The sequence below is a fragment of the Mycobacterium ulcerans subsp. shinshuense genome, from assembly GCF_002355775.1.
Taxonomy (GTDB): Bacteria; Actinomycetota; Actinomycetes; order Mycobacteriales; family Mycobacteriaceae; genus Mycobacterium; species Mycobacterium marinum.
In genome coordinates this window covers 4,521,962-4,535,120 of the sequence record NZ_AP017624.1, presented here as the reverse complement: position 1 = coordinate 4,535,120, position 13,159 = coordinate 4,521,962, and the positions used below count along the sequence as shown (strand labels likewise).

The 13,159-nt window shown below is 64.7% G+C and carries 9 protein-coding genes; 4 read left to right on the top strand and 5 right to left on the bottom strand.

Annotation, left to right across the window (positions count from 1 at the left end; translation table 11 throughout):
* Positions 1-2 precede the first annotated feature (2 nt).
* Positions 3-3,305, top strand: a complete 3,303-nt coding sequence (locus tag SHTP_RS20235; protein ID WP_197706200.1) for an error-prone DNA polymerase — start codon at positions 3-5, stop codon at positions 3,303-3,305.
* 75 nt (positions 3,306-3,380) lie between these two features.
* On the opposite strand, the gene SHTP_RS20230 is transcribed toward SHTP_RS20235, so the two are convergent.
* Complete coding sequence (locus SHTP_RS20230; protein WP_020727346.1) at positions 3,381-3,791, bottom strand: TIGR03667 family PPOX class F420-dependent oxidoreductase; 411 nt, start codon at positions 3,789-3,791, stop codon at positions 3,381-3,383.
* Between the two features lie 144 nt (positions 3,792-3,935).
* Between SHTP_RS20230 and SHTP_RS20225 the strand changes: the two genes are divergently transcribed.
* A complete protein-coding gene (locus tag SHTP_RS20225; protein ID WP_420873030.1) occupies positions 3,936-5,138 on the top strand; it encodes an ISAs1-like element IS2404/ISMul1 family transposase in 1,203 nt (400 codons plus the stop codon).
* Here SHTP_RS20225 and SHTP_RS20220 read toward each other — a convergent pair.
* From SHTP_RS20220 to SHTP_RS20205, 3 genes are all read right to left on the bottom strand, one after another.
* Positions 5,104-6,570: an MFS transporter gene (locus SHTP_RS20220; protein WP_096371595.1), complete on the bottom strand. Its 1,467-nt coding sequence runs from the start codon at positions 6,568-6,570 to the stop codon at positions 5,104-5,106. The genes SHTP_RS20225 and SHTP_RS20220 overlap by 35 nt on opposite strands.
* Positions 6,571-7,334: 764 nt before the next feature.
* Positions 7,335-8,138: a trehalose 2-sulfotransferase gene (stf0, locus tag SHTP_RS20210; RefSeq protein WP_096371593.1), complete on the bottom strand. Its 804-nt coding sequence runs from the start codon at positions 8,136-8,138 to the stop codon at positions 7,335-7,337.
* 87 nt (positions 8,139-8,225) lie between these two features.
* Positions 8,226-9,824 (bottom strand): PucR family transcriptional regulator, encoded by a 1,599-nt coding sequence (locus tag SHTP_RS20205; RefSeq protein WP_096371592.1) that lies wholly within the window; start codon positions 9,822-9,824, stop codon positions 8,226-8,228.
* 84 nt (positions 9,825-9,908) lie between these two features.
* On the opposite strand from SHTP_RS20205, the gene pruA reads away from it, so the two are divergent.
* Positions 9,909-11,540 carry an L-glutamate gamma-semialdehyde dehydrogenase gene (gene pruA / locus SHTP_RS20200; RefSeq protein WP_096372574.1) on the top strand — a complete coding sequence of 544 codons (1,632 nt, stop codon included), beginning with the start codon at positions 9,909-9,911 and terminating at the stop codon, positions 11,538-11,540.
* Positions 11,540-12,499, top strand: coding sequence for a proline dehydrogenase family protein (locus SHTP_RS20195; protein ID WP_096371591.1), 960 nt, complete (start codon positions 11,540-11,542; stop codon positions 12,497-12,499). The genes pruA and SHTP_RS20195 overlap by 1 nt, the downstream gene beginning before the upstream one ends.
* A 26-nt stretch (positions 12,500-12,525) precedes the next feature.
* Here SHTP_RS20195 and SHTP_RS20190 read toward each other — a convergent pair whose 3' ends face one another.
* Positions 12,526-13,155, bottom strand: a complete 630-nt coding sequence (locus tag SHTP_RS20190; RefSeq protein WP_096372573.1) for a TetR/AcrR family transcriptional regulator — start codon at positions 13,153-13,155, stop codon at positions 12,526-12,528.
* Between the last annotated feature and the right edge of the window lie 4 nt (positions 13,156-13,159).

The window sequence follows — 13,159 nt, the reverse complement described above, 5'->3', positions numbered from 1 at the left end:
GTGTGGGCTGGGGCAATGGCCCGCCGAGTTGGGCGGAAATGGAGCGGGTGCTGGATGGCAAGCCGCGTCATGCCGGCGTGCCGGATGCGGCCGGCCCCACGGCCGAGGCCGGGTGGGACGGTCCGTTGTCGCGCAAGCGCGAGACGTATGCGCCCAAGCCGGACGCCAACCGGGTCGACTCGTCCATCGCATACGCCGAGTTGCATGCGCATTCGGCGTACAGCTTTCTCGATGGCGCCAGCACGCCGGAAGAGTTGGTCGAGGAAGCTGCCCGCCTGGATCTGCGCGCCCTGGCGCTGACCGATCACAACGGCCTGTACGGGGCGGTGCGGTTCGCCGAAGCGGCCAGCGGGCTCGGCGTGCGCACCGTGTTCGGTGCCGAGCTGTCGCTGGGGCCGGAGGCCCGCGCCGAGCAGCCGGATCCGCCCGGACCGCATCTACTGGTGCTGGCCCGAGGTCCGGAAGGCTATCGACGGCTGTCACGGCAACTGGCCGCGGCGCATCTGGCCGGCGGTGAGAAGGGCAAGCCACGCTACGACTTCGACTCGCTGACCGAGGCCGCGGGCGGGCACTGGCACATCCTGACCGGATGCCGGAAAGGTCATGTGCGCCAAGCCCTTCGTCAAGGTGGGCCGGATGCGGCGGAGCGGGCGCTGGCCGATCTGGTGGACCGGTTCACGGCCGGCCGGGTCAGCGTCGAGCTAACCCACCACGGTCACCCGCTCGACGACGAGAACAACGCGATGCTGGCCGGGCTGGCGCCCCGCTTTGGTGTTGGCGTCGTTGCCACGACCGGGGCGCATTTCGCCCATCCGGCGCGCAGCCGGCTGGCCATGGCGATGGGCGCCATCCGGGCCCGCCAGTCCCTGGACTCCGCGGCCGGGTGGCTGGCGCCGCTGGGCGGGTCGCATCTGCGCTCCGGCGCGGAAATGGCCCGGCTGTTCGCGCAGCGGCCCGACGTGGTGACCGCCGCCGCCGAACTCTGCGAGCAGTGCGCGTTCGGGCTGGCGCTCATCGCGCCGCGGCTGCCGCCGTTCGATGTTCCCGACGGGCACACCGAGGACAGTTGGTTGCGGTCGTTGGTCATGTCGGGTGCCCGCGAGCGCTACGGTTCGACCGAGCGGTCGCCGCGGGCCAGGAAAGCTTACGCCCAGATCGAGCATGAGCTGAAAGTCATTGCACAACTGAGCTTCCCGGGCTATTTCCTGGTAGTACACGACATCACCCAGTTTTGCCGACGTAACGACATTCTGTGCCAGGGCAGGGGATCGGCGGCCAACTCCGCGGTCTGTTATGCCCTCGGTGTCACCGCTGTGGATCCGATAGCCAACGAGCTCCTGTTCGAACGCTTCTTGTCACCCGAGCGCGACGGACCGCCCGACATCGATATCGACATCGAGTCGGATCAGCGGGAAAAGGTCATTCAGTACGTCTACAACAAATATGGCCGGGACTATGCCGCTCAAGTCGCCAACGTCATCACCTACCGGGGGCGCAGCGCGGTGCGCGATATGGCTCGCGCGCTGGGCTTCTCGCAGGGCCAGCAGGATGCCTGGAGTAAACAGATCGGCCACTGGAACGCGACGCCCGACGATGTCGAGGGCATTCCCGAGCAGGTGATCGATCTGGCAGCCCAGATTCGGAATCTGCCACGGCATATGGGTATTCATTCCGGTGGCATGGTGATCTGCGACCGCCCGATCGCCGACGTGTGCCCGGTGGAATGGGCGCGCATGGCCGATCGCAGTGTTTTGCAGTGGGATAAAGGCGACTGCGCGGCAATCGGGTTGGTGAAATTCGACCTGCTCGGGCTGGGCATGCTCTCGGCTCTGCATTACGCGAGAGACCTGGTGGCCGAGCACAAAGGCATCGAAGTGGATCTGGCCCGGCTGGACCTTTCCGAACCGGCGGTGTACGAGATGCTGGCCCGTGCCGATTCCGTCGGTGTGTTCCAGGTGGAGTCACGGGCTCAGATGGCCACGTTGCCCAGACTCAAGCCCCGAGTGTTCTATGACCTGGTGGTAGAGGTCGCGCTGATCCGGCCCGGGCCCATTCAGGGCGGGTCGGTACACCCCTACATCCGGCGGCGCAACGGTATCGACCCGGTCGTCTACGAGCACCCGTCCATGGAATCGGCGTTGCGTAAGACGCTGGGAGTGCCGCTTTTCCAAGAACAGCTGATGCAGTTGGCCGTCGATTGCGCGGGCTTCTCCGCCGCCGAGGCCGACCAGCTGCGGCGTGCCATCGGATCCAAGCGCTCGACCGAGCGCATGCGCCGACTGCGCGGCCGGTTCTACGACGGTATGCGCGCGCTGCATGGCGCCCCGGACGAGGTGATCGATCGGATCTACGAAAAGCTGGAGGCGTTCGCGAATTTCGGTTTCCCCGAAAGCCATGCACTGTCCTTCGCGTCGCTGGTGTTCTATTCGTCGTGGTTCAAGTTGCACCACCCCGCGGCGTTCTGCGCCGCGTTACTGCGGGCTCAGCCGATGGGCTTCTATTCACCACAGTCGCTGGTGGCCGACGCCCGCCGGCACGGTGTATTGGTGCACGGGCCCGATGTCAATGCGAGCCTGGCACACGCCACTCTGGAGAATGCCGGAATGCAGGTCCGCCTCGGTCTGGGAGCCGTCCGCCATATCGGAGATGACCTCGCCGAAAGTCTGGTCGCGGAACGAAACGACAACGGGCCGTTCGCTTCCCTGCTGAATCTGACATCGCGAGTGCAGCTCAGCGTGTCGCAGACCGAAGCGCTGGCGACGGCTGGAGCGCTGGGCTGTTTCGGGATGTCGCGGCGGGAGGCGCTGTGGGCGGCCGGGGCCGCGGCCACCCAACGGCCGGACCGGTTGCCCGGGGTGGGCTCGTCATCGCACATCCCGACGCTGCCGGGAATGAGTGAGCTGGAGTTGGCCGCCTCCGACGTGTGGGCCACCGGCATCTCCCCGGACAGCTACCCGACCCAGTTTCTGCGAGCAGACCTGGACGCCTTGGGGGTGTTGGCCGCAGCTGCGCTGCTCTCGGTGCCCGACGGGGAGCGGGTGCTGATCGCCGGCGCGGTGACCCATCGACAGCGACCCGCGACGGCCCAGGGGGTGACGTTCATCAACCTGGAAGACGAGACCGGGATGGTCAATGTGCTCTGTACGCCGGGGGTGTGGATGCGGCATCGCAAACTGGCGAATACGGCGCCCGCACTGCTCATCCGTGGTCAGGTGCAAAACGCCAGTGGCGCAGTCACCGTCGTGGCGGAGCGGATGGGGCGCATCAGCCTGGCGGTCGGCTCGCGTTCCCGTGACTTCCGCTAGTGCGCCCGAACGTGCGCAGAATGCCCGCCAAAGCGGCGTGTCGTTATGCAGACCCGCACCTTGGCGAGTCGAACTTCAGCCCGTCGGCGTCGTCCACACTCGGGTCGGGGTGATCTTGAGTCGGGTGCTGTAGGAAGCCATCGCTTCGGTCAGACCGAACTTCGCGGCATCGTCGCGGTACTTGGCCCAGTACGGCTCGTCTTCGCGGCAGTCGACATCGGTGGCTGCCACGTCAGCCGTCCCGCCGACCACGATGATGCCCCCGCCGTTGCCGTCGGAATCGAGATTCAGGCTGACGTGGGGGCGCTGCAGGATATGGGCGACCTTGGCCGCCTTGGGCATCGAGTACACCGTGAGGTCGGCTCCGTCGAAGTAGAACCAGATCAGTCGCGGCACTGGCTGTCCAGATTTGGCGACGGTGGTCAGCCACCCGTAGTGGTCGGAGGCCAGCCTGCCAGAAACCTCTTGAGTCAGTTCGATACCCATGCAGGGCTCCGGCGTTGTTGATTAGCAGGCTTGTGAGCTGGGTTGATGATCTTTGGTGCCGCGCTATTGGGGCCGGAGTGTAGGCACGGGCTATCTGGAGAACGATCGAGTTGGTTACTGTTCGTCGTTGGTCTGGAGTTGCCCGTGCCTACCGTTTCAGTATTGCCTGTGTCGTCGGTTCCAGAGGTGTTCGACCGCTGGAGTCCTGGTGAGCGCAGCGGGCTCATCGGATCGGAGTTTTTCGATGTGTTGGCCTCGGCGCCAGACCCGAGGGACCCACGCGGTCGGAGGTATTCGCTGATGGCTTTGTTGGCGATCGCGGTTCTGGCCACTGCCGCGGGGATGCGCGGCTATGCTGGTTTTGCCACATGGGCGGCCACCGCTCCCGATGATGTGTTGGCCCAATTAGGGGTCCGGTTCCGGCGGCCCAGTGAGAAGACCTTCCGCGCTGTTTTGTCTCGGCTAGACCCCGCCGACCTCAACGCCAGGATGGGCAGTTACTTCACTGCACACGTGGCCAGCAGCGACCCCAGTGGATTGGTGCCGATCGCGTTGGACGGCAAGATGCTGCGTGGTGCTTTACGCGCCAAAGCGACAGCCACGCATCTCGTGTCGGTGTTCGCCCACCGTGCCCGATTGGTGCTCGGTCAACTCGCTGTCGCCGAGAAAAGCAATGAAATTCCCTGCGTACGTGCCCTGCTCACGCTGCTGCCGGGTAGCTTGCGGTGGCTGGTCACCGTGGATGCGATGCATACCCAGGTCGTCACCGCGAAGTTGATCTGCGCCACCTTGAAGTCGCACTACCTGATGATCGTCAAGTCCAACCAAGCCAAAATACTTGCGCGTATCACCGCGCTGCCCTGGGCCGAGGTGCCCGCAGCCGCTACCGACGACTCCCGCGGCCACGGCCGTGTCGAGACCCGCACCCTGCAAATCATCACCGCTGCACGAGGAATCGGCTTCCCCTACGCAAAACAAATCATCCGGATCACTCGTGAACGCTTGATCACCGCCACCGACCAGCGCAGCGTGGAGGTGGTCTATGCCATCTGCAGCCTGCCGTTCGAGCACGCCCGCCCTACCGCGATCATGACCTGGATGCGTCAACACTGGGGAATCGAGAACAGCCTGCACTGGATACGCGACGTCACCTTCGACGAAGACCGTCAAAGGGCACATACCGGAAACGGCGCACAGGTCCTAGCAACGCTACGCAACACCGCGATCAATCTGCACCGCCTCAACGGCGCCGACAACATCGCCGAAGCCTGCCGGATCACCGCTTTGACCGCCAACCGCCGCCTAGACCTCCTCAATCCACAATTCCCCAGCTCACAAGCCTGCTAATCAACAACGCCGGAGCCCTGGGTGCGGATGCCGGAAGTGGAGCGGGCCGGCCCGCCGCACCGGCGGCGGTTTCCGTCGGCCGCACGTAGCGCACCCAGGTCAGGATGGCCGCGCCGATATAACACGCGAAGAAGATCCAGAATGCGGGCGTTTCCGTGCCGGTGCTGACGTAGGACTGCCGCAGTGCCATGTTGATCCCGGCCCCGCCCAACGCGCCGAAGGAACCGGCGAACCCGATCAGGGCTCCGGACCGGACTCGTGCCCAGTGGTGGCGTTGGGCAGCGTTCAGGCTCAGCCCGCGGCTGCGTTCCTCGAACACCGACGGAATCAGCTTGTACACCGCGCCCTTGCCCGCTCCGCAGACGATGAACAGCGCGATAAAGCCCACGATGTATCCGGCCATCATGAAGCCGGTCACCGGATCGCCGCGCTCCTCCGCCGCGTCGGCGTAGATGCTGACGCCGACCAAGAATCCGCCGGCCAGGATCGCCGCAGAGAAGACGGTGAGAGTGACGTGACCACCGCCAAAGCGATCGCTGAGCTTGCCCCCGACGATCCTTGCCAGTGGGCCCAACAGGGGACCGATGAACGCGATTTGGGCGCCGTGCAGTGACGCATGCGCCTGGGTTTCCCCGGCTGCCGCGAAGTTGTGCTGCAGCACCTGGCCGAACGCGAACGCGAAGCCGAGGAACGAGCCCGACGCGCACATGTAAAGCAGCGAGATCGTCCACGGATCGGGCACGGTGAGAATCGACCGCAGGTTGTTCAACGACAGACCGGTGCGGTGGGCTACCACGTCGTCCATGAACAATGCCGCACCGATGCCGCCAATGGTCAGCAGCACCAAATAGATTGCGCATACCCAATAGGGAGCCGCGTGGCCCGCGGTGGCCAGGACAACGAGTCCGACCATCTGGACGGCGGCAGATCCGAGGTTGGCCATGCCGCCGGTCAAGCCGAGCACAAAGCCCTTGAGTCGTTGCGGAAAAAGGCCGTCGACCTTGGCCAGTGAACCCGAATAGTTGCCGCCCCCTAAACCGGTGAACGCGGCACACACGAGGTAGGGCCACAGCGGCAGGCCCGGGTGAGCCAGCAGCACGATGGTTCCGAGGGTGGGGATCAACAGCACAAGTGAGGAGATTGTGGTCCAGGTGCTTCTGCCAAACCAGTTGGCCGCAATCGCATATGGGATGCGCACCAGCGCTCCGACCAATGATGCGGTGGCGTCCAGCAGTAGCTTGTCGCCGGTGGTGAAACCGTAGATGGACTGCGGCATGAACAGCACCATCACCGACCAGAGGTACCAAACCGAAAAGGCGATGTGCGCATTGAGAACTAACCAGGTCAGGTTCCGGCGGGCAATCGCATAGTTCCCGTTTGCCCAGGCCACCGTGTCTTCTGGATGCCAGTCAGTGATGCGCGAGCGCGCCATAGGCTGCGAACCTTTCGGGTTGATGGTGGACGGCGATCGGCGATGCCGGGGTGCTTGCCTTGGGCTGTGCCGCGCCGAAAGGCAATCGAGCGTCCAGCGGGTTGGCGTCGGTCTCAGCGACGGGAACCCGGGGAATGCGCACGTGGGCAGGCGTTGTCCCGCACGGGTGTTGCATGAATTTCTTGACAGCAGTACGATGCGCGGCCGAGTTCGCCGCAGTAGAGCTGCTTGCCGAAGTCGTGCGAGCCGAAGTTGTGCGAGGGGGCCGGCGCAAGTGCGACGCGGTGCCGACCGTAGTCGAGTATGAAAAACCAACGGTCACAAGGCCCCCTTCCCCGCGTCACAGGTGGCTGCACAATTGGCAGTCACGTATTGACTGTTCCGCAGGGACCGTTGGCCATCGCTTTCGCGACGGGCGGTTATGGCGAGCCCCACCGCCGTTATGCGCCGCAATCGCCCCGGCGCACCTTTATAACTTCCTTGAAGCTATAGGTTGACAGTTAAACCGAGCTATGGTGTTCCGACAACTCGACCGGGGGGATGCACAGCAGACTTCCAGCTGACTTCATCGGTATGTCCAGACTGTGGGTGTGGCTTTCCGGGCAGGGCGCGGCTACGGTGCGATCGACGATGGCCGCGTCGTGCCGCAACTCCGCGTCGGGGTGGTAGCGCCCGCCATTGTGTGGGTGAAATGTGCTGCCGTACTTAATCAATTGCGGACGCGCTCAGGGGCCGAGGTGGCCGCTGAAGGTTGATGTCGGGGGCTACGTGGGTAGGCCCGCTCTTTCGGCATCTGCGCGATAGCGGTCCACCCACTCGTCGGAACGTTCGTTGGCTTGTCGAACCAGCGGTGCGGTGGGCGCCAGCCGTGCGTCGAGCCCCAACGCTTCCAGGATGTTGCCGACCAGCTCGGTTAGATTGCGCCACAGCACCGGGTAGGAGATCTCCATCGGTGCAATGCCCTCTTCGGCGAACCAGCTTCGCCAACCCTGTTCCTGCGCGCGGAGCATGCTCACCACATGGGCGATCGCGCCGGCGTGATAGCTGGCACGAGCGTCGCGTGCCGGGTCGCGGTGGCCTCGCCAGACTCCGGTCTGTACCGCGCGCCAGAACGACACTGCCTGCGACACCACATCGGGACGGTAGACATAGACCAGGAGGGGGTTCTCGCCGATCACGTCGCGGATCGCGGCCGACAGCCCGTCGCCCGATCGATTCGGGAGCTGCCTTGCCCGGTTCAGCAGCAGGGGAGTCTGATTCCACATCAGTTTGCCGCCCCAGACCCCGTTGGGTGTTCGCCCTACGGTGCGGACGTAGTCACGCCAGATTTCGGGCGGCGCCAGATCCGGCTTACCTTCGTCCAGCGGATCGAGCAGGCGCAGGATCGAGGCGTCCTCGACGCCGGCGAACCACTCGCGCGGCTGTGGAGGCTGGCTGGTGGTGGGCAGATACTGAAAGAACTCCTGAGGCTCGCCGGCGACGCCGGTGGCGCGCAATGATTCGACCAACAGCGTGCTGCCGCTGCGCTGGGAGGCTAGAACCAGATACGACGACGGGCTATCTGCCACGAAGGAAGACTAACGCGTGGCAAATTCGCGGCAAGGGCGAAAATTGGGTTCACGCTGAAGATTACTCTTGTATGCGACCGCAGTTGGCTAACTGGAGCGGTCGGTAGCCCGTAAGCCCAGCGAAAAGACCAGCCGTACATCGGGATCGGCGAAGGAGGTTGACAACAGCTTCTCGACGCGCCGAATGCGGTAGCGAACGGTGTTGGGATGTACCTGCAGTGACTGCGCGGCTAGGCCGATATCGCCGAAGCTGTCGAGATAGACACGCAACGTGTCGGCCAGCACTGGATCCTTGGCGCGCAGGTCGGGTATCCGGGGATCTATCAGCCGTGCATCGTTGCCGACCAGGGTGACGATCTCGTCAAGCAGCACGGTGGTGCGTGCTTCGGCCAGTGAGGTCACCCGACCGATCGAAATGGGGTGGCGCTCGGCGCTGTCCAGCACGCGATCCACTTCGACACGCGCCGAGGCAAGTCCATCCAGGCCCGCAACCGGTGCGGCGATGGTTGCCCGCAACTCCACCCCCAGCTCGCTGCGCAGCGCGCTGATGGTGCCGCGAACCCAGGAGGTCAGTGAACGCGCGGTCGCGGTCTGCGGCAGCACGACGTAGATGCGCGATCCATTGGTGCCAACTTGGGCGTCACGCCGAAATGCGCTTGCACTCAGCGCTAGTACATCGGCGAGACGGGACTGCTTGTCGACGGCTTCGATGGTGTCGAACCCGATCAGGGCGGCGTTTCCGTCAGCGGATAGATCGAGTTCGCGCGCGATGGCGGTGACGTCCGCGGGTGCCGCGGTGGGGTCAGGATCGGCTAGGCCCAGTAGCTGCTGCACTCGCCGGGCGTGCGTGGATGGGCGCGATGCCAGGCGTGTCATGATGCGGGCGCCCAGAACCGCCGCGCCGCGCAGCACTTCGTCGGCGTCCTCGGCCAGCGGCTGGGAGCTTTGTTGAACCCAGATGGATCCGGCGAACACCGGTGGGCGCCGTGCGGCGACCGGTGGCTGATGGATACCGATGGCCAATCGCGGACGCAAGCCTAGTTCGGGGCGCTCGGCCACGCGCACCACCTCGCTGCCGGAGCGAAGCGCATCGAAGATGCCCCACTGGTCGATCCACTTGAGATGCTCGGGTGGACCCGCACGCCCCAGAATGGAGAGCCGGCGCAGCTCGTCGGCCTCGTCGCTGGAAGCCGAATAGGCGAGTACGTGAGACTGAGCGTCCTCGATGCTGACCATGCCGTGGATACGGTCGGCCAGCGACTGGGCCAGGCCGAACAAATCGGTGCCCGAGTCATCGGTGGTCCGGTCCCCGTGGTGCTCGAGTACGTGGTTGACCAGACGGTACAGCCGCTCCCAGCGGGCCTGGGGCTCCACCGCCACCACCGCTGCCCCGGAGCGGACGGCCTTGGCCACCACCGCGTCCGACGGTTGCTTGACGAATATCGCCACCGGGGTCCCGGCCTGCCCGTCGATCCACCGCAACGCTTCGTGGTCGGTGACACCGAGCAGGAAAAAGATGTCGGCCGAGCCAGCCGCCGCCGCCAGACCCAGCCGCACATCGTCGGAATCGACCAAGGCTGCCGAGGCCACCGGAAGGTCTAGGCCACGCGGGGCTTCCACCAGGCTGACCAGCGTCGCATCCAGGGCGAGCAGTAGTTGGCCCAAGCCGACGCCAGCCACTCCCATGTTGTCCGATAGTACTAGTGCTGATCGTCAATCTTGTCCGATCGGCTAATCGATTCGAGCCTGCCGGCAGGGATGCTGGCAGGCATGGACGCGATTACCCAGGTGCCGATTCCCGCCAACGAGCCGGTCCACAGCTATGCGCCGCACTCACCCGAACGGTCTCGCCTGAAAAGCGAGTTGATCGCTTTGGCGCAACAGCCGATCGACCTGCCGCACGTGATCGGCGGTAAACACCGGATGGGCGACGGCGAACGTATCGACGTCGTGCAGCCACACCGGCACGCCGAACGGCTGGGCACCTTGACCAACGCCGTCCACGCTGACGCCACGGCGGCAATAGAGGCCGCCATGGCCGCCAAGAACGGCTGGGCCGCCATGCCGTTCGACGAGCGCGCCGGGGTTTTCCTGCGGGCGGCCGACCTGCTGGCCGGGCCATGGCGGGAAAAGATCGCGGCGGCAACGATGCTCGGCCAGTCGAAGTCGGCATACCAGGCCGAAATCGACGCATCGTGCGAGTTGGTCGACTTCTGGCGCTTCAACGTAGCTTTTGCTCGCCAGATCCTGGACCAGCAACCGGTCAGCGCCAAGGGGGAGTGGAACCGCACCGATCACCGCCCACTGGAAGGCTTCGTCTACGCGATCACGCCGTTCAACTTCACCGCGATCGCCGCGAACTTGCCGACCGCACCGGCACTGATGGGCAACACCGTGGTGTGGAAGCCGTCGGTTACCCAGACCTTGGCGGCCTATCTGACCATGCAGGAGCTCGAGGCCGCCGGACTGCCGCCCGGGGTGATCAACCTGGTCACCGGTGACGGACTGGCGGTTTCGGATGTCGCGCTGACCGATCCGCGGCTGGCCGGCATCCACTTCACCGGGTCGACGGCGACCTTCCAACACCTGTGGCAACAGGTCGGCGCCAACATCGCTTCCTACCAGAGCTACCCCCGGTTGGTCGGCGAGACCGGCGGCAAGGACTTTGTGGTCGCTCATTCCTCCGCGCGCCCGGAGGTGGTGGCTACGGCGCTGATCCGGGGTGCCTTCGAGTACCAGGGGCAGAAATGCTCGGCGGCATCGCGAGCATTCATCCCACACTCGGTCTGGCAACAGATGGGCGACACTTTCCTGGACACCGCCGCCGGGCTGAAATACGGCGACATCACCGACCTGTCCAACTTTGGTGGCGCACTCATCGATCGCCGCGCCTTCATCAAGAACGTCGACGCAATCGAACGAGCGAAGGGCGCAGCCGGCGTCACCATCGCCGTGGGGGGCGAATATGACGACAGCGTTGGATATTTCGTGCGACCAACCGTGCTGCTATCCGACGATCCGACCGATGAGTCCTTTGCGACCGAGTACTTCGGACCGGTGCTGTCGCTGCACGTATACCCCGACGACCAGTACGAACGGATCCTCGATGTCATCGACACCGGCTCCCGCTATGCGCTGACCGGCGCCGTCATCGCCGACGACCGCAATGCCGTGCTGACCGCTCAGAACCGGCTGAGGTTCGCGGCAGGAAACTTCTACATCAACGACAAGCCGACCGGTGCGGTCGTTGGCCGCCAGCCCTTCGGTGGCTCGCGCGGCTCGGGCACCAACGACAAGGCTGGATCGCCACAGAATCTGTTGCGCTGGACGTCGACGCGCACCATCAAAGAGACATTCGTCCCGGCGACCGACCACACCTACCCGCACATGGAGTCGGACTGATGACCCGCCTATTCGCCCACACGGTCCGCCCCGCCATGCTCGCGGCCAGCCGGGCCGACCGGTTGCGGCGCACCCTGGAACACTCGTCGGTAACCCGTCGAGTGGTGCGCCGTTTTGTGCCCGGTGAGACCGTCGACAGTGTCCTTGACGTTGTTGGTGCGCTGCGTGATTCGGGCCGCTGCGTCAGCATCGACTATCTCGGCGAGAACGTCACCGATGTCGATGACGCGGCCGAGACGGTTCGGGCCTACCTGAACTTGCTCGACGTGATGGGGCGGCGCAACGATGCCGGGCGCGATGGAGTGCGGCCGTTGGAGGTGTCGGTCAAGCTTTCGGCCCTGGGGCAGGCCCTGGAACGCGACGGGCAGAAAATCGCGTTGGACAACGCCCGCACCATCTGCGAGCGGGCCGAGCAGGTCGGTGTCTGGGTCACCGTGGATGCTGAAGACCACACGACCACCGAGTCGACGTTGTCCATCGCCGGCGACCTACGTGTCGACTTTGCTTGGCTGGGTACCGTTGTTCAGGCCTACCTGAGGCGCACGCTCGACGACTGTCAGGAGCTCGCGTCGGTGGGGGCCCGGGTCCGCTTGTGCAAGGGCGCTTATGGCGAACCCGAATCGGTGGCATACCGCGACCGGGTCGAGGTCACCGACTCCTATCTGAGGTGTCTGCAGGTACTGATGGCAGGTTCCGGGTATCCCATGGTTGCGTCGCACGACCCGGAGATCATTGCCACTGTTGCCGGTATGGCCCACGAGTCAGGGCGCAGCGCAAACGATTTCGAATACCAAATGTTGTACGGCATTCGTGACGAGGAACAGTGGCGACTGGTCGGCGCCGGTAGCCAGGTGCGCGTGTACGTGCCGTTTGGTACCCAGTGGTACGGCTACTTCATGCGCAGGCTGGCCGAACGCCCGGCGAATCTCGGCTTCTTTCTGCGCGCACTGGTGAAATGACCTCGCGCTGAGGGTATTCGCAGCCGTCAGTGTACTTTCGAAACGCCGCGGGCCGGTCGCCAACGGCTATCGGAGAATCCGTCCACCACGTGCGCGCGGACGAACTCGGTGACGGCCTGGGCGTCATCCATGTCGCGTATCGGTGATGGCGTGCTGAACAGCGAGAACAAAATGCGCGCGAACCATTCGGCGGCCGCCTGGACGTCGAGGTCCTTACGGACCTCGCCGGTGAGCTTGGCCGCGGTGAGGTAAGGGGCGAAAAAGTCGATGCATTCGCGCAGCAGAACGGCGGAATCCTTGGTCAGCAACAGGCTGATCGCGTCCTGGTCGAAGTACTTGGCCGAAGCGATCGCCTGCCGGGACTGAGTCACGAATACGGCGGCTTGGCAGAGCTTTTCCTGCAGCGATCCACCTCGGTCCATCGCTTTGGACATTTCGCGATAGAACTGTTCGGAAGCGCGTTCGGCGCAGCCTTCCATGATGGCGGCCTTGTCGCGGAAGTACTCGTAGATGGTGCTTCGAGACACGTTCGCCAGTCTGGCGATGTCGACAATCGTGGTCTTCTGAAAGCCCTGCCGGCGAAAGCACACATACGCCGACCCGATGATGAGTTCGCGGGTGTCGGTTGCCTGAGGCAGGGCGGCGGACTGGGGCATCACG